Here is a 21752-nt window from a genome sequence, read left to right on the forward strand (position 1 = left end):
TTATCGATGAAATTTAGGCCAGTAACAACTGACAATAATCAACTAAAAGTCGCAAGTTCGCCTTTTACACACAATCAAAAAAGCACTAGCCAGATCATGCTTTGGGTGGTTTTAGCTGCCATACCCGGTATTGCTGTCCAGACCTATTTTTTTGGCTATGGAACATTGTTCCAGATTTTGTTTGCTGTCATTACCGCATTGTTAGCCGAATCTGCTGCTATTGCGTTTAAAAAACAGCTCATACTTCCCTATCTCAAAGATAATTCTGCTTTAGTCACAGGATTACTTTTAGGTATTAGCTTGCCACCATTAGCACCATGGTGGCTAATTGTGCTCGGCACGTTTTTTGCCGTTATTATTGCTAAACATCTGTATGGCGGACTTGGACAAAATCCGTTTAACCCTGCCATGATTGGCTATGTCGTTTTGTTGATCTCATTCCCAATACAAATGACCAGTTGGATGCCCCCAGAATCTTTACAGACATTCACGTTAACACCGTGGGATAGCCTGATGGTCATTTTCACAGGACATACGCCAGATGGCTCCACTTTGTTACAACTGCAACAAGGCATTGACGGATTGAGTCAAGCAACACCGTTGGACAGTTTCAAAACTGGCAGGTTGACTCACAATATTGATGAAGTATTGCAACAACCTATATTACAAGGCGTTTTAGCCGGTATTGGCTGGCAATGGGTTAATATTGCTTATTTGGTTGGTGGCCTGATTATGCTCAACCGAAAAATCATTAACTGGCAAATTCCAACTGCATTTATTTTGTCACTGGGTATTTGTGCATTGATTAGTTGGCTCCTCGATCCTACTCGTTATTCACCTCCTTTATTGCAACTCTTTTCCGGTGCAACCATGCTAGGTGCATTTTTTATTGCGACTGATCCAGTTAGCGCAGCAACAACACCAAAAGGCCGCTTGATTTACGGAGCCATTATTGGTGGGCTTATTTGGATAATTCGTGTTTATGGTGGTTATCCTGACGCTGTTGCATTTGCGGTATTATTGGCAAACATATGTGTACCACTTATTGACCATTACACCCAGCCGCGTGCTTACGGCCATAAATAGGAAAAGAGAAAGTGCTATGTTAGAAACTATGCGTCGTCACGGTATTACCCTCGCAATCTTCGCGGCATTTACGACAGGGTTAACGACAATTGTTTATTCATTGACAAAAGATCGGATCGCTGAACAGTCTGCTTTGCAGCATAAGGTGTTATTGGATCAAGTTGTTCCTCCTGCTTTATACGACAATGATATGCAAAATGAATGCTATCTGGTAACCAACAATGCATTAGGCAATGAACAACCTCACCGCCTTTACCTCGCCCGTAAAAAAGGTATTCCGGTCGCCGCTGCGTTAGAAAGTACAGCCCCTGATGGTTATTCCGGTGCAATCCAATTATTGGTTGGGGCTGATTTTTCTGGCAGTGTGTTGGGGGTTCGGGTCACTGAACACCATGAAACACCTGGTTTGGGAGATAAAATAGACACCAGAATTTCCAATTGGATCTATGCCTTCTCTGGGAAAAAAATAATATCAAAAGATGATCACAATTGGGCGGTCAAAAAAGACGGCGGAGAGTTCGACCAATTTACGGGTGCAACTATTACACCACGTGCTGTTGTCAGTGCCGTTAAACGAACCGCGCTTTATCTGGAAACAGTGCCGACACAACTTTCTTCCCTGCCAATTTGTGAAGAGAAATAATCATGAGTGAAACTAAGAATCTATTTATTCAGGGGCTGTGGAAAAATAACTCCGCATTGGTACAACTTTTAGGGCTTTGCCCTCTATTAGCTGTTTCCTCCACAGCAACCAATGCTCTGGGATTAGGATTAGCGACAACGCTGGTTTTGATGAGCACCAATATAGCCGTATCAGCCTTACGTCGTTGGGTCCCTCATGAAATCCGTATCCCAATTTATGTGATGATAATTGCGTCTGTCGTCAGTGCTGTCCAGATGTTAATCAATGCTTTTGCTTTCGGTCTCTATGAATCACTGGGGATTTTTATTCCCTTGATCGTGACTAATTGTATTGTGATTGGTCGTGCCGAAGCCTTCGCATCGAAGAATTCAGTTTACCACTCAACAATTGATGGCCTTTCAATGGGGCTGGGTGCAACTTTCGCCTTATTTGTATTGGGTGCCATGCGAGAAATTTTAGGGAATGGGACTATTTTTGATGGTGCGGATTTATTGCTGGGCAGTTGGGCTAAATCACTACGTATCGAAATAATTCATCTGGACTCCCCTTTCCTTCTTGCCATTCTGCCACCAGGTGCTTTTATTGGATTAGGTTTGATGCTGGCAGGAAAGTATATCATTGATGAACGTATCAGAAATCGGGCAGAAAATAAAAAACGGCAGTACGTAGAAAAAGGCTGTGGAAGCCATATAACAAGAGGCTGAAGAGTAATCAGATATGAATCAACAAAAACGGATTGAGATACTCACCCGTTTACGGGATAACAATCCACATCCAACTACTGAGCTGGTGTTTAGTTCCCCATTTGAGTTACTGATTTCCGTATTACTATCTGCGCAGGCTACCGATGTCAGTGTAAATAAGGCAACGGCAAAACTCTATCCTATTGCCAATACCCCGCAGGCGATCCTTAATTTGGGTGTTGATGGTTTAAAGGAGTATATAAAAACCATTGGGTTATATAACACTAAAGCTGAAAATGTGATCAAAACCTGCCGGATATTGCTGGAAAAACATCAGGGAGAAGTACCGGAAGATCGCGCAGCACTAGAAGCGTTACCTGGTGTTGGTCGAAAAACTGCTAATGTTGTTTTAAATACTGCTTTTGGTTGGCCAACCATCGCCGTTGATACACATATTTTTCGCGTCAGTAATCGAACTCAATTTGCACCAGGGAAGAATGTTGATGAAGTTGAGAGGAATTTATTGAAAGTTGTACCATCCGAATTCAAAGTTGATTGTCACCATTGGCTGATTCTGCATGGTCGCTATACCTGTATTGCTCGTAAGCCGCGCTGTGGCTCCTGTATTATTGAGGATCTTTGTGAATATACAGATAAAACCGAATAATAAAAAATCTTAAATCTCCATTGGTCTGCCTCCTATTCAATCACTACAGGAGGCAGACTGAAAAACATATCATGACCATTCCTTTCCTATTGAAATTTATAAATAAATTAAGATAACTTTAATCCCTTGGTTGACTTGTTTTATTATTTGGGTGGTAGTTGTAATTCTATTTTGTAAATCCAAAAAGTATGTTGTAACTAAATGTCTTTATTAGACTGAATATAATTAATAACACTATCATATCAGTAGGTGAGTAAATAATTATTTCCTGTTTCGGAAAACGACTAATTTGTGGTCTTACATCGCAGTTTTTCCTGTTTTGATAAGATGTTACTTGCTCCATACTCTCGATTCGCGTAAAACTGTTGTCCAAAATTTTCGATAATAACTCCATATTCCCCAGATATTATGTTTCAAAATAATCCGCTGCTTGCACAGCTAAAACAGCAACTTCACGCACAGACCCAGCGTGTAGAAGGTTTAGTCAAAGGAACTGAGAGAGGTTTTGGGTTTTTAGAAGTCGACGGCCAAAAAAGTTATTTCATTCCGCCTCCTCACATGAAGAAAGTAATGCACGGTGATCGGATTACCGCAGCTATTCACACAGACAAAGAGAAAGAAATTGCCGAACCTGAATCGCTGATTGAACCCTTCCTGACCCGTTTTGTAGGAAAGGTGCAGAAGAAAGAAAATGACAACCGATTATGGATTATTCCTGATCACCCATTATTAAAAGATACTATCCCTTGCCGCCCGGCAAACCACGTTAACCATCCCTTTGAAAATGGTGATTGGGCCGTAGCTGAAATGCGACGGCATCCCCTGAAAGGAGATCGTGGTTTTCACGCTGAAATCACTGGCTATATTACACAAGGTGATGACCACTATGCACCGTGGTGGGTAACATTAACCCGCCATGAACTGGAACGTGAAGCGCCTGCAATGATAGATTGCCCGTTGGACGATAGTTCTATCGAACGCATCGATCTGACCGCTCTTGATTTTGTCACTATTGACAGCGCAACAACCGAAGATATGGATGATGCCCTGCACATCAGCAAAAATGATGATGGCAGCCTGAAACTTTCTATTGCCATTGCAGATCCCACTGCTTATATCAAAGCGGGCAGCGAACTGGACAAAATTGCCTACCAACGCAGTTTCACCAATTACCTGCCAGGTTTCAATATTCCAATGCTCCCTCGTGAGCTATCTGATGACCTATGTTCGCTGCGTCCTAATGTGCGCCGCCCTGCTCTGGTTTGTCAGGTTTCAATTCTCAAAGATGGTCAATTGGGCGATGATATTCAATTCTTCTCTGCTTGGGTTGAATCTAAATTTAAGCTGGTTTATGACGAAGTCTCTGACTGGTTAGAAGGCCAAGAAGGTTGGAAACCAGAATCAGACGCGGTGACTAACCAAATCACTCTCCTAAAAGAGATGTGTGAACGTCGCAATAACTGGCGCCTGCAAAACGCGCTGGTTTTCAAGGAACGTCCAGATTATCGATTTATTCTTGATGAAGGTGGCAATGTTGTTGATATCGTTATTGAACAACGTCGTTCGGCCAATCGAATTGTTGAAGAAGCCATGATCACAGCGAACTTATGTGCAGCTAAAATTCTGCACGATAAGTTAGGCTTTGGTATTTATAATGTCCATACTGGCTTTGAACCTACTCAGATTGAACAAGTTATCGATGTTCTCAAGGAACATGGTATTGAAGCTAATGCTGATGCATTACTGAAACTGGAAGGGTTCTGTGAATTGCGCCGTGAGATGGACAGACAACCAACCCAATTTCTGGATAGCCGAATCCGCCGTTTCCAAACTTTTGCTGAAATCAAAACAGATCCAGGCCCACACTTTGGTTTAGGATTTAATGCTTACGCGACCTGGACATCCCCTATCCGTAAATACGGCGATATTATCAACCACCGTTTGTTAAAAGCGATTATCCACCAAGTGGAGACAGAAAAACCAACCGAAGATCTTTGCCTGCAATTGACCGAACGCCGTCGGGCTAACCGCATGGCAGAGCGTGATGTTGGTGATTGGCTCTATGCCCGTTTCCTGCAACCTCATGCTGGCACAGATAAAACATTCCCGGCAGAAATTATCGATATCACCCGCGGTGGCCTGCGAGTTCGACTGGTAGATAACGGTGCTATCGCTTTCGTCCCTGGGCCATTTTTGCATGCAGTTCGTGATGAACTTCAATGCAGTCAAGAAACAGGTTCCGTGTTGATTAAAGGTGAAACTGTTCACCGCTTGAATGATATCATCAATATCCGTATCGAAGAGGTCAGAATGGAAACCCGCAATATTGTGGCACGTCCTGTATAGACACCTCTTACAAGTTATTTCTATAAAATATCTCTGCCGCCATTTATGGCGGCATTTTTTGTGATAACAGTAATATGAAGTGACGCGCTTTGCCCGTACTATTGGTGACAATTTTTTTCGCCTCGATCGTCATGAACCAGAATTAAATACCGCTATTCCAGGTGATGAGCGTGATACTTCCACACCTCAAGCTATGGCAAAAAGTTTATATAATTTAGTGTTAGGCGATGCCTTAGTTAAAACACAACGTGAACAATTAGCTGAATGGATAAAAGGCAATACAACTGGCGGCGCCAGCATTCGTGCGGGAGTACCCAAGGATTGGATTGTAGGAGATAAAACCGGTCGCTGCGATTATGGTACAACAAATGATATCGCGGTCATTTGGCCAGTACCCAACCGTGCACCATTAGTTTTGGTGGCTTATTTTACTCAGCCAGATAACAAAGAAGCCGGTTCTCGTCCTGACGTATTGGCAGCGGCTGCACGTATCGTGACTCAAAACAAGGGAAATAAGGAATAAACATTCAGTCCTTCCTATATTGGCTAGCGTAACAGGCATTAATTCTATTGTTCAACTAACAAGCTATGCAATTTATTGGCAGCATAGCTTGTATATAACAAACTGAGCCTAGCCTCCAGCCAATTTTACCTTCATGCCTTTTGCTTCTAACAATTGCTTCAACAAGTCACGTTTATCGCCTTGAATTTCAATCTCACCCTCTTTGACAGAACCCCCGCAGCCACATTTTTTCTTCAATTCGGCTGCTAACTTAGCCAAAGTTTGGTCATCTGCATCTATACCCGTAATCACACAAACCCCTTTTCCTTTACGGCCACTGGTTTGGCGCTGGATACGTACAATACCATCACCTTTCGGGCGAGAAGGCTTTATTTTTTCTTCCTTCTGAATGCGTCCACCATCCGTCGAATAAACCAAACGAGAGTTATTATCCATGAATGACCCCGATAGATTGGTTAATTTGTTGTAGCGCCAATGCTGGATTTTCTGATCGGGTAATTGGACGCCCGATCACCATATAATCCACCCCAGCCTGTACCGCCTGAGGAGGTGTCATGATCCGACGCTGATCTCCCGCTTCTGTACCTTCAGGACGAATACCTGGGGTAACAAGCTGAAATGCTTGTCCACATACAGCTTTCAATTGCTGTGCTTCATGGGCTGAACAAACTACGCCATCTAAACCGCACTGCTTTGTCAATAATGCCAAACGCTCCGCATGTTGCGCTGGAGTCATATCAATGCCTGTACCTAATAAATCAGATTGCTCCATACTGGTCAACACTGTCACCGCAATCAACAAAGGCGCATCCTTACCGTAAGGCAGCAACGCTTCTTTAGCGGCTGTCATCATTCTTGCGCCACCACTTGCATGAACATTAACCATCCACACGCCAAGTTCTGCCGCAGCAGCAACTGCCCTTGCCGTTGTATTGGGGATGTCGTGAAATTTAAGATCCAAAAATACATCAAAACCACGCTGATGCAGCGCCTGAACAAATTGTGGTCCATACAGTGTAAACATCTCTTTGCCCACTTTCAGACGACAGGATTGTGGATCAATCTTGTCGGCAAATGCCAGCGCGGCATCCTGATTATCATAATCCAATGCAACAATAACAGGCGAGTCAATCTGTTTATCTAAAGTTTGAACTGTGTGGGAGGTCATTTTTCGGCCTTTTGATTTACTAATTAACTGAATTACTTATAAACTTTAATCACTAATGAATAGCAGCATATAGTGACAGTGTCACTGGCCATCCAGCCCTCGGATCGGTTTAACAGAGTCCCAAGAACGACATGATGGACAATGCCAATATAACGAGCGGGAAGTGAAGCCACATTTATGGCATCGATAATCAGGTTTTGTACGGATTTGCTCACCTACCATATTGCGCAAAAGAATCAGGCTCTCTTTAGCCCGCCCTTCTTCTGCTTCTGCCATGTGGTAATCCATCAGACGGTAAAATAATCTCATTGTTGGATGGTGTTCCAACTGACGATTAATGAAGTTTTGGGCAAATTCACGCCCTTCTTTCTTCTCAAGAATATCGGCCATATGAAGCTCAGCGATCGCACCACAATTTTCTTCAACACAACGCAGCACAAAAACTTGCCATTCGTCTGGTTGAGACAGGTATTGATAACACTCTTGCAACATTGGCAAAGATTCACTGACCAGTTGTTTATCCTGATCGAGGATACGTTTCAACGCATTGGTTGCTTTAAGATATTCCCCTTGAGCCATGTAAATACGGCCAAACATAATAGAGGCACGAGCACAGTTTTTATCCGCCTGAGACGCTTTATTCAAATAACCAATCGCATCAGTAAAATCATCATCGCCCATACATTGCAAAGCCAGCTCACAATAGAAATGAGCGATCTCTTCCCGAAAATGGTGTTTACCCAATTTTACGAGTTTTTCAGCGGTGTCAATGGCTTTATTCCAGTCACTAATTGACTGATAAATGGTTAGCAAGGAGTTGAAGGCATTTTCACGGAAATCAGTTTCGTCAATTAACTGAACAAACATACTTTCTGCTCGATCATAGACTCCGGCAGCCATATAATCTTGCCCAAGCTGTTGGATCGCAAGCAAACGTTGTTCAAATGTCAGGGAAGCACTTTCCATCAAAGACTGGTGAATACGGATAGCTCTTTCCACTTCGCCACGGGAACGGAAGAGATTTCCCAATGTCAGATGAGCCTCAAATGCAGAACTATCTTCTTTCAGCATATCAAGAAATAAATCTACCGCCTTATCCTGCTGATTGGAAAGCAAAAAATTAACACCATCAACATACTCACGCGAAAGGCGGTCAGCCGATTGTTGCTTATCTTGTTGAGCACTTCTGCGCCCCATATACCAGCCATAGGCGGCAGCAATGGGAAGCAACAGAAACAACAGCTCTAACATGAAGAATTATTCCTTGTTTAAGGCTACGGTAGATACGACTTTTTTGGCTGATTCAGATGGCTGCCCCACTTGAGTTTCCAGTCGCTTGATTTTACGTTTCACATGTCGCAAAGAAATACAGGCACGTAAGTAAAAAACCCCACAAACTCCCCAACCGAGGATAAAGCCAACAGCAAACAACGCAGCCAGCAATGTGGATACAGAGTAATGACCCTTAGCAATCAAATAATTGAACGTCACTATCTGATTATTATTTGCTCCCAGTGTTACTGAGATAACAAAAACAACCAGTGCCAGTAATAAGATCAGAAAATATTTCACATTTCTTCCTGTTATCTATCGTTGCTGATTGATTATGTCAAATAACAGACATAGTGGCGTGCTAAATTAGCATTTCTCGTCTACGTAAAGGAAGCAATTTATTGCAACAAACGTTGATTTTCCTCTTTTTACCATAAATACATCTGCAAAAATCTGCCTATAGTTTAGCATGTTAATATATTTATTATTAAAGAACCTGGCGCTTTATATTCATGCGTATTAATAATTTCTGTTACAATGCGCTGGTGTGTATGCGTTGTAATCAGAGAAAATTTTTTTGCGTAGTTTTAGCTGATTTCTCAACCGGTATTGTTCTGAGTATCGCAATATTTATAACGAGTTAAATCAACATATGAATACAAAAATACAGCTAAAACGAGTAGCTGAAGCAAAATTACCTACGCCATGGGGCGAGTTTTTAATGATTGGATTTGAAGAAATCAAAACAGGCCGCGATCATGTTGCCCTTGTTTTCGGTGATATTTCTGGTGATGAACCTGTACTATCGCGTATCCATTCTGAATGCCTCACTGGTGATGCTTTATTCAGCCTAAGATGCGATTGTGGTTTCCAGTTAGAGGCGGCGCTTTCGCAAATTAGTCAGGAAGGCCGTGGCATTCTGCTCTATCACCGCCAAGAAGGCCGCAATATTGGCCTGCTGAATAAAATTCGTGCCTATGCTTTACAAGATCAAGGTATTGATACTGTTGAGGCTAACCACCAATTAGGTTTTGCTGCCGATGAAAGAGATTTCACCCTGTGCTCAGACATGTATAAGCTTTTGAATATTAATTCTGTTCGTCTTCTTACTAACAACCCTAAAAAAGTTGAAATCATGATAGAAGCGGGTATTAATATCATCGAACGTGTCCCATTGATTGTAGGGCGCAACCCTCAAAATGCTCACTATTTGGATACCAAAGCCAGCCGAATGGGTCATATGCTGTTCAAATCAAGCTAAAATTTTTTCAATTCATTTCTAAAAAATATGAAAAAACTGCGTCGGTGTGGGCGCAGTTTTTATTTCTAAATGTGATTCCTTTTATTGATATTTCTTATTATTTCAACATATTACGAATCACATAATGTAAAATACCATCATGATAGAAGTAAGCCAGTTCTGTTCCTGTATCAATGCGACAACGGGTATCAATCACAATCTCCCGTCCGTTGGCATAAGTCATTTTCACTACAATCGTCTGTCCAGGCTGAATGTCAGATAATCCTGTAATATCAATTCGCTCCTCTCCCGTCAGGTTTAACGTCTTGCGGCTAACACCTTGAGGAAACTCCAATGGCAAAATGCCCATACCAATCAAGTTGGAACGGTGGATACGTTCAAAAGATTCCGCAATCACAACCCTAACCCCTAGTAATCTTGTCCCTTTTGCCGCCCAGTCACGGCTTGATCCTGAACCATATTCTTTACCTGCAATAATAGCTAATGGTGTTTTTTCTTCCTGATAACGCATAGCGGCATCATAAATAGCAAGTTGGGATTGTGAGGGAATATGACGGGTATATCCTCCTTCAACCGATACCATTTCATTACGAATACGAATATTGGCAAACGTTCCTCGCATCATAACTTCATGGTTGCCACGTCTTGAGCCATAAGAGTTAAAATCTTCTGGAGCAACGCCATGTTCTTGTAAGTAACGTCCAGCAGGACTATCAGCCTTGATGTTTCCCGCAGGGGAAATATGATCCGTCGTAACTGAGTCCCCCAATATCGCCAAAATGTGAGCCTGATGAATGTCTGTAACCGGTTTAGGTTTAGCTGTCATATCACTGAAGAAAGGTGGGTGCCGTATATAGGTGGAGTCTGGTTGCCAAGCATAATTCGCTGAACTTTCGACACGCAGAGATTGCCAACTTTCGTCACCATCAAACACAGAATCGTATTCTTTATGAAACATTTCGGTTCTGACTTTTCCAATCGCTTCTGCAACTTCTGTACTATCAGGCCAAATATCCTTCAAGTAAACATCATTACCTTGCTGATCTTTTCCGATAGGTTCTCGCGTCAGATCCTTTTTCATACTGCCGGAAAGTGCATAAGCTACCACCAGCGGTGGTGATGCCAGCCAGTTAGTTTTTACTAAAGGATGAATGCGCCCTTCAAAATTTCGATTACCGGAAAGCACTGCCCCAACGGTGAGATCAGATTGCTTAATCGCAGCTTCAATAGGATCAGGCAATGGCCCTGAATTACCTATGCAGGTGGTACAACCATACCCCACTAAATTAAAACCCAATTTTTCCAGATATGGCATGAAACCTGCCAGTTCCAGATAACTTGTCACAACTTTAGAGCCTGGAGCCAGCGAAGTTTTAACCCATGGTTGACGGTGCAAACCTTTTTCAACCGCTTTTTTGGCAAGTAATCCCGCTGTCATCAATACACTGGGGTTAGAGGTGTTTGTGCAAGAGGTAATGGCAGCAATCGCCACAGCACCATCTTGCAATGAAAAGGTTTGGTTATCTAAAGTCACTGATACCGCTGATGAGTGCTCTTGAGTTTTATGGATATCCAATTCCATGGCGGACTGAAAAGCCTGTGGTACATTTCCCAATGCAACTCTGTCTTGAGGACGTCTCGGCCCAGCTAAACTTGCTTCAACCGTCGACATGTCCAACTCTAGGGTGCTGGTAAAAATAGGTTCATCCCCCGTATTACGCCATAACCCCTGAGTTTTGCAATACGCTTCAACCAAAGCAATTTCTTCTTCATGGCGCCCCGTTAAACGCATATAGTCTAATGTAATGTCATCAACAGGGAAGAAACCACAAGTCGCACCATATTCAGGGGACATATTGGCAATAGTTGCCCGATCTGCCAGTGGCAAATCAGATAACCCATCACCATAAAATTCAACAAATTTGCCCACAACACCATGCTGACGCAACATTTGTGTCACAGTCAATACCAGATCAGTTGCTGTGATCCCTTCTTGCAGTTTTCCGGTCAGTTTAAAGCCAACAACATCTGGGATCAGCATGGAAACTGGCTGCCCCAGCATCGCCGCCTCGGCTTCAATTCCCCCCACGCCCCACCCCAAAACGCCCAATCCATTAATCATGGTTGTGTGAGAATCCGTTCCGACTAACGTATCAGGATAGGCAAAGTCCTTACCATCCTGATTTTCATACCAGACGGCCTTTCCCAGATATTCCAGGTTAACCTGATGGCAAATCCCCGTTCCAGGAGGGACAACGCGAAAACGGTTAAAAGCTTTCTGCCCCCAACGTAAAAACAGATAACGTTCATAGTTACGTACCATCTCTATCTGAACGTTTTCTGAAAATGCCTGTTCAGTGCCAAATTTATCAACCATCACTGAATGGTCAATCACCAAATCAACCGGAGATAACGGATTAACCTGTTCTACATTTCCGCCGAGTCTCAACACGGCTTCCCGCATTGCAGCAAGATCCACGACAGCCGGCACACCTGTAAAATCCTGCATAAGTACGCGAGCGGGGCGATAAGCAATTTCCCTGTCTGCATGGCCGGTTTTCTGCCATTCCACCAGCTCCCGCAAATCATCTTCCACAACTGATTCACCATCAACATGGCGCAAGAGATTTTCGAGCAGAATTTTCAGAGACTTTGGCAGGCGGGATATATCGCCCAATTGTTGAGATAACAGAGGTAAGCTGTAATAGTGATAGGTTTTACTGCCAGTGGATTTGCTTCCAATCGAGAGCGTTGAAGCACTGTCCGTTTTCAATTTAAACGACATAACTCCTCCTTTCTTATTATTAATGGTCAGCTACCATTAAACATAACATATAAGTAAATATTTGTTATTCCCTAACCACACATTTTACTAATTATCTATAAACCCTCATTTGTTGATAAATTTTAATGATGACACCCCTAAAGCAGATATGCTTTATTCATGCCATAAAAGCGTGATTGAATTATCTCTAAAATTTTTACATATTTCTGATTAATAGGTTGCAACTTACAAAATAAAGGTATATTCAGATTACTCAATGAGTTTATTAGAGATTGGAGGTAAAATTATGGATACAGAAAAAAATAAAGAATACCAACATTATCTAAGCCATATACAGCAAGCAGATCAATTTTTTTCGGCTGGCAGAGATAAATTTTCCTTGTCGGATTATCAGCTTAGTGATACAGACGGCCTTGTCCAATTTGTTATTACTTCAAATATTGTTGATAAAGCCAGTATTATACAGAAAATGAATGAAATCAAAAAAATGCAGATAGGCCTTTCTTCAATCGCTGCCGATTACATCACCAAATATACCAATACCTATGGCAAAGAATATAAAACTGACATTCAATTTTGGGGAGATATTATGGCAAAACTGCCATTAATGAGCGTCATAAATATCGAAAGCCAAACTTATCAGCATGAAATGAAAGGAATTTATATTGCAACAAATTTACTCCAACTCATCATGGATATTATTTTAAATGCAAATTCGCCAAGCCTGAAAAGCTTTTCCGATTTCTTGCAAAAACAAGGTGATGCCATAAGACTAGGTTTAAAACGGAATGGAGATCATTATTCCACCCTCACATTAGCCAGTGTTATTGAAGCAATTGGGGTTGAAGATCGGGTCATGTATATCCCTAAAATAAAACTCTATAAAATAGATTTTGACAGAACCAACTCAGAAGTGACGTCAAACTGTGCCTCTACCGAGAGCGTGAATGTTGAATTTACTTACTCCTCTTGTATTTCCTTATTTAATTATCAAGCGTTAGAAAACCATGAAGTTAAAACAGCTTTCGATAATTTCATTCTTAAAAATCAAAAATCTTCAATTGAAGATTCTGACAATTTTTTCAGTGGTGAATTTAAGCCTATGCTCCCAATGGGGACATAAAGTAAAAGATTAGGCCACCTCCCTGCTACTTGGAGGTGGCCTAATCTTCTTGGTACTATCTATTTTATTTAAATCTATCTTAATGATATTAAATATTTTTTATATTATTGGCAGTTCAATATCTTTGAACATTTCTTCGATTTCTTCATTGGAACGTAACGCAATGGCTTTATCCACAACATCACGCGTCAAATGTGGTGCAAAACGCCAAATAAAATCATACATATAACTGCGCAGGAAGCTACTGCGTCGAAAGCCTATCTTAGTCGTGCTGTAACCGAATTGATCACGCATATCAATACGTACTAAATCACTGTCCTGAACGGGTTCTATGGCCATACTGGCAATCACACCAACCCCCAGCCCTAACCGCACATAAGTCTTAATCACATCAGCGTCTGTTGCTGTAAATACGATTTTAGGTTTCAAACCAACCCGATCAAAAGCAACATCTAACTCAGAACGTCCAGTAAAGCCAAACGTATAGGTTACAATCGGATATTCAGCCAGTTCTTCAATTGTCACATTTTGTCTATTAGCAAGAGGGTGATCTTTCGTTACCACAACAGAACGGTTCCAATGATAACAAGGCAACATAATCAGATCGCTATAGAGATGAAGTGCTTCTGTTGCTATCGCAAAATCACTATTTCCTTTGCATACCTCTTCCGCAATTTGCGTTGGAGAACCTTGATGCATGTGCAGTGATACATTAGGATAACGTTCAATAAAGCCCTTAATAACAGGAGGTAAAGCATATCTTGCTTGTGTATGAGTGGTTGCTATATATAAAGAACCACGATCAGGATAGGTGTGTTCACTGGCAACAGAACGAATTGAATCAATTTTTGACAGGACCTCACGTGAAATACGGACAATTTCTTCACCAGCCGGAGTCACGTGCGTCAAATGTTTACCACTACGAGCAAATATCTGGATCCCCAGCTCATCTTCGAGCATCCTGACTTGTTTACTGATCCCCGGTTGAGAGGTATATAACCCTTCTGCTGTAGAAGATACATTTAGATTGTGATTAACCACCTCTACAATATAACGCAATTGCTGTAATTTCATATCAGCACTGTCCCTAATAATCAAAAGTATGAACGTTTTGTAGTTTAACCAATTTCTATATTGCTAATGGTTACCCACTTATAACTATATAGAATATATAGCTGCAAAAATATAACCACTATAACACTTGCTATATATTTATATAACAAATAATTAAGTTGAGTAACTATTATCAAGCACCTGTTGCAGATATATTGTGTTTTAATTTTGTTGAAATATAAAAAAAGCCAGTCCATAGAACTGGCTTTTTAGAAAGAAAAGTTACATTTCTTACAAAAAAAGAAATATCTCTCTAAATATATTTCTATGAATTATACCCAATAAATGAGGATATAATGCACAAATACAGCTTAAAGATCGATTACTTTTCTTTCACAACCCAAGCCCCTTCAATAAAAAATGCAGCCCATCCGGTAGCTCTGCCATTTTTCTCTGACGAAACGTATTGCTGCTTAGTTTTACGGCTAAAACGGACAACTGTTTTATTCCCTTCAGGATCAGCAACAGGTGCTTCTGCTAAATAACGCAGTTTCTCCGATAAACGATCTTTGAACCGAACAAGCTCTTCAACCAATGGTGCTCGCGTTTCGCGAGATTTAGGGAAAGTGTTGGCTGCTAAAAATACACCAGCCGCGCCATCACGCAGGACAAAGTAGGCATCCGATTTTTCACACGCCAGTTCAGGTAATGGAACCGGATCTTCTTTCGGCGGTGCCACTTCCCCATTACGCAAAATTTTACGGGTATTTTTACATCCTTCGTTCGTACAACCCATATATTTACCAAAACGCCCCATTTTCAGGTGCATTTCTGAACCGCACTTATCACACTCAACTATCGGCCCATCATAACCCTTAATGCGGAATTCACCTTCTTCAACTTCATAACCATCACATTCTGGGTTACTACCACATACGTGCAATTTACGTTGAGTGTCAATCAAATAACTGTCCATCGCTGTACCACATTTTTTACAGCGAGGACGGGCACGCAATGCATTGGTTTCAGCATCATCCCCTTCCAGGATATTTAGGATTTCATTTTCCGGGATAAGGTTAATCGTCTGTTTGCATCGCTCTTTAGGTGATAACGCATAACCAGAGCAACCAAGAAATACCCCTGTTGTCGCAGTACGAATTCCCATTGGGCGGCTACAGGTCGGGCACTCAATTGAGGTAATCACCATCGGGTTCGGGCGCATACCACCTTCATCTGGTTCTTTGCTGGCTACATCAAGCTGCTCACTGAAATTAGAGAAAAATTCGTCCAGAACGCCTTTCCAATTCGCATCATTATTGGCTACATGATCGAGCTGGTCTTCCATTCTTGCCGTAAAATCGTAGTTCATCAATTCGTTGAAGTTTTCTTCCAAACGATCATTAACAATTTCACCCATTTTCTCTGCGTAGAACCGTCGATTCTCAACGCGAACATAACCACGCTCTTGAATAGTTGAGATAATTGATGCATAAGTCGATGGACGACCAATTCCGCGTTTTTCCAATTCTCTGACCAAGGACGCTTCACTAAAACGCGCAGGAGGTTTTGTAAAATGCTGGCTTGGTACCAACTGTTGCAAATCAAGCTCTGTGCCCACTTCAACAACTGGCAAAGTATTATCTTCATCGCCTTTGCGCAAAGTCGGCATTACTTTTGTCCAACCATCAAAACGCAGTGTACGGCCTTTGGCACGTAGCTCAAAATCACCAGCTTGCACGATCAATGTCGTGGAATCATATTTCGCAGGTGTCATCTGACAAGCAATGAATTGACGCCAGATAAGCTGATACAATTTTTGTGCATCAGTTTCCATATCTTTCAATTCTTCTGCTATGACATTAACATCAGAAGGGCGAATCGCCTCATGGGCTTCCTGAGAGTTTTCCTTGCTACTGTAAACGTTAACACTCTTTGGCAAGTATTTATCACCAAAATGGTGACTGATATAACCACGAACCATTTCCAACGCATCCTGACTCAAGTTAGTTGAGTCTGTACGCATATAAGTGATATACCCAGCTTCATATAGGCGTTGGGCCATCATCATGGTTTTCTTAACCCCAAATCCAAGCCGTGTACTTGCAGCCTGTTGCAATGTTGAGGTAATGAATGGTGCACTCGGCTTACTGGATGTCGGGCGATCTTCACGCTCAATGACTTTGTACCTCGCTTTTTCAAGCAAAGATACTGCTGACTGCGTTTGTTGCGCATTTACGGGCTTAAATGGTTTTCCCTTCTCATGGGTCACTTCCATATGAAGGGCAATATTATCCTTCGCCATTAAATCCGCGTGCAGTTGCCAATATTCCTCTGGTACAAATGCCTTAATTTCCCGTTCCCGCTCAACCACAAGACGGACTGCGACAGATTGCACCCGCCCAGCGGATAAGCCTCTGGCCACTTTTTTCCACAGTAGCGGAGAAACCATATAACCTACAACGCGATCCATAAAACGACGCGCTTGCTGGGCATTCACACGGTCAAGATTCAATTCACCAGGATTATCAAAAGCCTGTGTGATCGCATTTTTGGTAATTTCATTGAATACAACCCGACTGAAACGGGAATCATCCCCACCAATTACTTCCCGCAGGTGCCATGCAATAGCCTCCCCCTCGCGGTCAAGATCCGTTGCAAGATAGATATGATCGGCTTTTTCAGCCAGCGTTTTCAGCTCTGAAACAACTTTTTCCTTGCCTGGCAAAATTTGATAGTTTGCTTCCCAGCCATGATAAGGATCGACGCCCATACGAATGATTAGCGCCGTTTTCTCATCTTTTTTTACTTTCTTTTTATTCTTATCGCTAGATGAGCTTGAACTCTTTTGACTCACTGTTCCACTCGTCGGCAAATCACGGATATGCCCTACACTGGATTTTACAACGTAGTCATTCCCCAGATATTTATTGATTGTTTTGGCTTTTGCCGGGGATTCTACTATAACAAGAGCTTTAGCCATAGTTACCTTTACCTAATTATCTTCTTTTCAGATGGCGAAAATCACGGCGTTATGTTGCGATATATAAAATAAAACCTCTTTTTATATTGCGATAGATTTGCAAGATATCAACTAATTTTTATCTTGTACTTTTGCTTAAGCGCAAACCCTTTGAAATATTTAGGATATTTTATATACCTACACAAACCATGCAATTGTATGTTTTAACAGTTGTAAACAAAATCTTCCATCTGCATGACGAAAAGCCCACACTCTACCTGATAAAAAACGATGCGCAACAACTTATTTCTTGAAGGAGCACAATAAATGAAAACGGTAACCATGCCTATTAAGCGAGAATAGTTACTAAAAAAAATAAATAAAATCATAAAGATAAATAAATGTTTTTATCAAAAAATATGCGGGCAATAAAGGTTATATAAATTTCCCCTATTTACCCGCATATTACCCACATAATATCTGCAATGGTTCTTGATAACTGATTTCTCCGTTACAACAAAGGTTTTTCTCCCCTTTGCCACCAACGCATAAACAATTTGTCAACGTTCTCCATCGCACTCCCCATCAAACGGTCTATGGCACGTTTACGGCGATAATAATTGACGCTGAACACTTCACAATGTTCAATTTTTTCAATCAGGAAATCATCACTGACACCCACATCATCAATCAACCCATTCTCTTTTGCTTGTGTACCGTACCAATATTCACCAGTCGCTACGTTTTCCATATCCAAAGATGGACGATATTGATGGATAAATGATTTGAATAACTTATGTGTTTCGTTCAAATCTTCCTGAAATTTCTTACGCCCCTGTTCAGTATTTTCTCCCAGAACAGTTAGGGTACGTTTATATTCACCAGCGGTATGCAATTCAACATCAATATCATTTTTCTTCAATAATCTATGAATATTTGGTATTTGAGCCACAACACCAATGGAACCAATAATTGCAAACGGTGCGGCAATAATACGATCAGCCACACAAGCCATCATGTATCCACCACTGGCAGCTACTTTATCCACGGCGATTGTCAGGCGTATTCCTTTTTGCCGCAAACGAACCAATTGAGAGGCCGCCAGTCCATATCCATGAACTACACCACCAGGACTTTCCAGACGCAGCAAAACTTCATCTTTTTTATCGGCCACGGCCAGTATTGCACTGATCTCTTCGCGGAGTGACTCCACTTCTCTGGCATCCATACTGCCTTTAAAGTCCAAAACATAAAGATTTGGCTTCTGTGTACCTTTTTGGCCAGTTTTGACTTCTGCTTTTTTCTGTTTAGCGTCACTTTTTTGCTGTTTTTTAAATGCTTTTTGCCAAATTTTTTGTTCTGTTTCACTCATTCGAGCCTGCTGCATCTGGCGCTGTCTTTCCTTATATGACTCACCAAGATTAGTCAGCTTCAATTCCCCTTTGTGCATTGTTTTACGTATACCAGATCCGATACAAACAACCGCCAAGATGACGATTGATAAGACCACCGTGAGCACTTTGGCTAAAAACAGTCCGTATAGAGACAAATATTCCACAGCTCCACCTTTATTAATTGATGAACAATATGTTTGTTTCATTCTAACTAAAAACCGAATGCCTTGCTCTAACAGTTTGCCCAATCTGGTCTCAATTGGAATTCTACTTTTCGCTAATTTTTTGCCAATTAGTGCAAATTTGACGGGAACCATCCTAAAATGGCAAGTCATAGATTAACAAGTAATACAGGAAGATTGTCCGATGTTTGATTACCAACCCAATAGTCATCTGCTACAACAAAAAATAATTTTAGTAACTGGCGCTGGCGATGGCATTGGGCGCGAAGCCGCGCTGACTTATGCCCGCCACGGTGCACAAGTTATTTTGCTGGGACGTACTACCGCAAAGCTGGAAGCTGTCAGGCAGCAAATTGCAAACGATGGGGGTTTACCTGCTGACATTTATACGATGGATCTGCTGACAGTAACCGCAGAAGAATGCCAAACTTTCGCCAACGATCTGGCACAGAGCTACTCACATTTGGATGGTGTGTTGCACAACGCAGGACTTCTTGGTGCTGTTTCTCCTATTATCGAACAGCCTGTTCAGCTTTGGCATGAAGTAATGCAGGTAAATGTCAATGCCACTTTTATGCTGACTCAAGCATTACTCCCTCTATTATTAAAATCCACCAGCGGTTCTTTGGTGTTTACCAGCTCCAGTGTCGGCCGTGAAGGCAGGAGTGGTTGGGGAGCATATGCAGTTTCCAAATTTGCTACAGAAGGACTAATGCAAGTTTTGGCACAAGAATATCGGGATACTTCCCTGCGTATTAACTGCATCAATCCCGGTGGAACACGCACCAACATGCGAGCAAGTGCCTTTCCTGATGAAAACTCCGCTAAGTTAAAGACACCAGCGGATATTATGCCTGTCTATCTTTATCTAATGGGAGATGACAGCCGAAATGATTCCGGTATCAGTTTTGATGCCCAACCTGGGCGCAAAGCGGGACCTGCGGAATAATGACCAGAGATAACAGCCAGTACCAAAAAAGGCAACAACGCCTGAAAGAAAAAGTCGATGCCCGTATTGAAGCAGCACAGCAAGAACGGGGAGTTGTCATTGTGTTCACAGGAAACGGTAAAGGAAAAACGACCGCCGCATTTGGCACAGTTATTCGTGCAATCGGGCATGGACAACGGGCTGGCGTTATCCAATTCATCAAAGGGACATGGGAAAGCGGTGAAAGAAACTTGCTGATACAACAAGGTGTTGAATTTCATGTGATGGCAACAGGTTTCACATGGGAGACACAAAATCGCGAATCAGACACAGCAGCCAGCCAGACGGCCTGGAAACATGCTGTAGCAATGTTATCTGATCCTTCATTACACCTTGTGGTGCTAGATGAATTAACCTATATGGTCAGTTACGGTTATTTAGAGCTGACCGATGTTTTGACTGCCCTCAAACAACGTCCTGCTCATCAAAGTGTGATTATCACTGGCAGAGGATGCCATCGAGAATTACTGGAATATGCCGATACGATTACGGAAATGCGTCCGGTAAAACATGCGTTTAATGCCGGAATCAAGGCACAAAAAGGCATTGATTGGTAAATGAACCCGCTGTTTCAATATCAATTTAGATAAATGCTGAAACAGCGGCTTGAGCGTATTAACGACCTTTAGATGTCGTTTTCTTCCCTGCATTCTGGCGAGAGCTGCTTGCAGGACGTTTCCCCGCTGGACGGGATGCAACCTGAGTATGTCGTCTTACTGCACGGCGGATCTGATTAGCCTTAACACGGCGTTGATCACGTCCAACAGCGACTTTGGTCACAATCTCTTCATCCAAATCAACCAACTGACGTAAATAGTTAGTCTGCTCCAATCCTAATTCAGCCCAACCGCCACGCGGCAAACCTTTCGGCAGATTGATATCGCCATAACGCACACGGATCAGGCGACTGACCTGCACTCCAACAGCTTCCCACAAACGTCTGACCTCGCGATTACGGCCTTCTGTCAGAGTGACGTTGTACCATTGGTTGATACCTTCCCCACCTTTAAATGCAATAGTCTTAAACGAGGCCGGACCATCTTCCAGTTGTACACCTTGGGTCAATTGACGAAGTTTTGCATTATCTACTTCGCCGAACACACGAACTGCATATTCACGCTCAACTTCGCGGCTTGGGTGCATTAAACGGTTAGCCAATTCCCCATCGGTAGTAAACAGCAACAATCCACTGGTATTGATATCCAGACGTCCTACTGCAATCCAGCGTGCGCCTTGCATTTTTGGTAAACGATCAAATACGGTCGGACGGCCTTCAGGATCATGGCGGGTACACAGCTCACCTTCCGGTTTGTAATAAGCCAAAACACGGCAAACTGTTTTTTGTGGCTCTTTGATATTTAAAATCCGTCCATCCAGACGAATTTTTATTGAGGAATTCACTTCGATTCGATCACCCAACGTTGCGATCTTACCATCAACGCTAATGCGCCCTTGTTGGATATATCCCTCGATTTCGCGGCGGGAACCATGACCAGAACGCGCAAGAACTTTTTGTAACTTTTCTGTTTTATCGCTCATTGAGCAACCTCTATTGTCGCCTTCACAGGCGTCGTGATACTAAATAAAAATTGAATCGTATACTTTAAACAATCGTACAC

At 42.2% G+C, this 21752-nt stretch carries 18 protein-coding genes and 1 pseudogene; 10 read left to right on the top strand and 9 right to left on the bottom strand.

The window, feature by feature from the left end:
• Window positions 1-6: 6 nt before the first annotated feature.
• The 6 genes and pseudogenes from rsxD to Xish_RS16885 all read left to right on the top strand — a co-directional run.
• Window positions 7-1086 (top strand): electron transport complex subunit RsxD, encoded by a 1080-nt coding sequence (gene rsxD / locus Xish_RS16860; RefSeq protein ID WP_099118982.1) that lies wholly within the window; start codon window positions 7-9, stop codon window positions 1084-1086.
• 16 nt (window positions 1087-1102) lie between these two features.
• Window positions 1103-1729, top strand: coding sequence for an electron transport complex subunit RsxG (rsxG, locus tag Xish_RS16865; protein ID WP_099118983.1), 627 nt, complete (start codon window positions 1103-1105; stop codon window positions 1727-1729).
• 2 nt (window positions 1730-1731) lie between these two features.
• Window positions 1732-2433 (top strand): electron transport complex subunit E, encoded by a 702-nt coding sequence (locus Xish_RS16870; RefSeq protein WP_099118984.1) that lies wholly within the window; start codon window positions 1732-1734, stop codon window positions 2431-2433.
• Between the two features lie 13 nt (window positions 2434-2446).
• On the top strand, window positions 2447-3079 hold the full coding sequence (nth, locus tag Xish_RS16875; protein ID WP_099118985.1) for an endonuclease III: 633 nt from the start codon (window positions 2447-2449) through the stop codon (window positions 3077-3079).
• A 408-nt stretch (window positions 3080-3487) separates the two neighbouring features.
• On the top strand, window positions 3488-5425 hold the full coding sequence (locus Xish_RS16880) for an exoribonuclease II (RefSeq protein ID WP_099118986.1): 1938 nt from the start codon (window positions 3488-3490) through the stop codon (window positions 5423-5425).
• A 79-nt stretch (window positions 5426-5504) separates the two neighbouring features.
• A pseudogene (locus Xish_RS16885) lies at window positions 5505-5948 on the top strand (serine hydrolase); the annotation flags it as partial.
• 108 nt (window positions 5949-6056) lie between these two features.
• Here the strand turns inward: Xish_RS16885 and yciH are convergent.
• From yciH to Xish_RS16905, 4 genes are all read right to left on the bottom strand, one after another.
• Window positions 6057-6383 carry a stress response translation initiation inhibitor YciH gene (gene yciH, locus Xish_RS16890; protein ID WP_099118988.1) on the bottom strand — a complete coding sequence of 109 codons (327 nt, stop codon included), beginning with the start codon at window positions 6381-6383 and terminating at the stop codon, window positions 6057-6059.
• Window positions 6376-7116 (bottom strand): orotidine-5'-phosphate decarboxylase, encoded by a 741-nt coding sequence (gene pyrF, locus Xish_RS16895; protein WP_099118989.1) that lies wholly within the window; start codon window positions 7114-7116, stop codon window positions 6376-6378. Before pyrF ends, yciH begins: the two co-directional genes overlap by 8 nt.
• Before the next feature lie 81 nt (window positions 7117-7197).
• On the bottom strand, window positions 7198-8367 hold the full coding sequence (gene lapB, locus Xish_RS16900; RefSeq protein WP_099118990.1) for a lipopolysaccharide assembly protein LapB: 1170 nt from the start codon (window positions 8365-8367) through the stop codon (window positions 7198-7200).
• Window positions 8368-8373: 6 nt separating this feature from the next.
• Entirely contained in the window at window positions 8374-8688 is a 315-nt protein-coding gene (locus Xish_RS16905) for a LapA family protein (protein ID WP_099118991.1), read from the bottom strand.
• Window positions 8689-9052: 364 nt separating this feature from the next.
• On the opposite strand from Xish_RS16905, the gene ribA reads away from it, so the two are divergent.
• A complete protein-coding gene (gene ribA / locus Xish_RS16910) occupies window positions 9053-9649 on the top strand; it encodes a GTP cyclohydrolase II (protein ID WP_167383298.1) in 597 nt (198 codons plus the stop codon).
• Window positions 9650-9746: 97 nt separating this feature from the next.
• Here the strand turns inward: ribA and acnA are convergent, their stop codons facing one another.
• On the bottom strand, window positions 9747-12434 hold the full coding sequence (acnA, locus tag Xish_RS16915) for an aconitate hydratase AcnA (RefSeq protein ID WP_099118993.1): 2688 nt from the start codon (window positions 12432-12434) through the stop codon (window positions 9747-9749).
• A gap of 286 nt (window positions 12435-12720) precedes the next feature.
• On the opposite strand from acnA, the gene Xish_RS16920 reads away from it, so the two are divergent.
• Complete coding sequence (locus Xish_RS16920; protein ID WP_099119134.1) at window positions 12721-13557, top strand: hypothetical protein; 837 nt, start codon at window positions 12721-12723, stop codon at window positions 13555-13557.
• A 99-nt stretch (window positions 13558-13656) separates the two neighbouring features.
• Here the strand turns inward: Xish_RS16920 and cysB are convergent, their stop codons facing one another.
• From cysB to sohB, 3 genes are all read right to left on the bottom strand, one after another.
• Window positions 13657-14631 carry an HTH-type transcriptional regulator CysB gene (gene cysB, locus Xish_RS16925; protein WP_099118994.1) on the bottom strand — a complete coding sequence of 325 codons (975 nt, stop codon included), beginning with the start codon at window positions 14629-14631 and terminating at the stop codon, window positions 13657-13659.
• A 361-nt stretch (window positions 14632-14992) separates the two neighbouring features.
• Window positions 14993-17590 carry a type I DNA topoisomerase gene (gene topA / locus Xish_RS16935; protein WP_099118996.1) on the bottom strand — a complete coding sequence of 866 codons (2598 nt, stop codon included), beginning with the start codon at window positions 17588-17590 and terminating at the stop codon, window positions 14993-14995.
• A gap of 490 nt (window positions 17591-18080) precedes the next feature.
• Window positions 18081-19127 carry a protease SohB gene (gene sohB, locus Xish_RS16940; RefSeq protein WP_099119135.1) on the bottom strand — a complete coding sequence of 349 codons (1047 nt, stop codon included), beginning with the start codon at window positions 19125-19127 and terminating at the stop codon, window positions 18081-18083.
• A gap of 202 nt (window positions 19128-19329) precedes the next feature.
• Here sohB and Xish_RS16945 point away from each other — a divergent pair, with 202 nt between their 5' ends.
• Window positions 19330-20094, top strand: coding sequence for a YciK family oxidoreductase (locus Xish_RS16945; protein ID WP_099118997.1), 765 nt, complete (start codon window positions 19330-19332; stop codon window positions 20092-20094).
• A complete protein-coding gene (gene cobO / locus Xish_RS16950) occupies window positions 20094-20690 on the top strand; it encodes a cob(I)yrinic acid a,c-diamide adenosyltransferase (protein ID WP_099118998.1) in 597 nt (198 codons plus the stop codon). The genes Xish_RS16945 and cobO overlap by 1 nt, the downstream gene beginning before the upstream one ends.
• A 58-nt stretch (window positions 20691-20748) precedes the next feature.
• Here cobO and rluB read toward each other — a convergent pair whose 3' ends face one another.
• Window positions 20749-21672: a 23S rRNA pseudouridine(2605) synthase RluB gene (gene rluB / locus Xish_RS16955; RefSeq protein WP_099118999.1), complete on the bottom strand. Its 924-nt coding sequence runs from the start codon at window positions 21670-21672 to the stop codon at window positions 20749-20751.
• Window positions 21673-21752: the final 80 nt, after the last annotated feature.

The organism is Xenorhabdus ishibashii (assembly GCF_002632755.1).
GTDB lineage: Bacteria > Pseudomonadota > Gammaproteobacteria > Enterobacterales > Enterobacteriaceae > Xenorhabdus > Xenorhabdus ishibashii.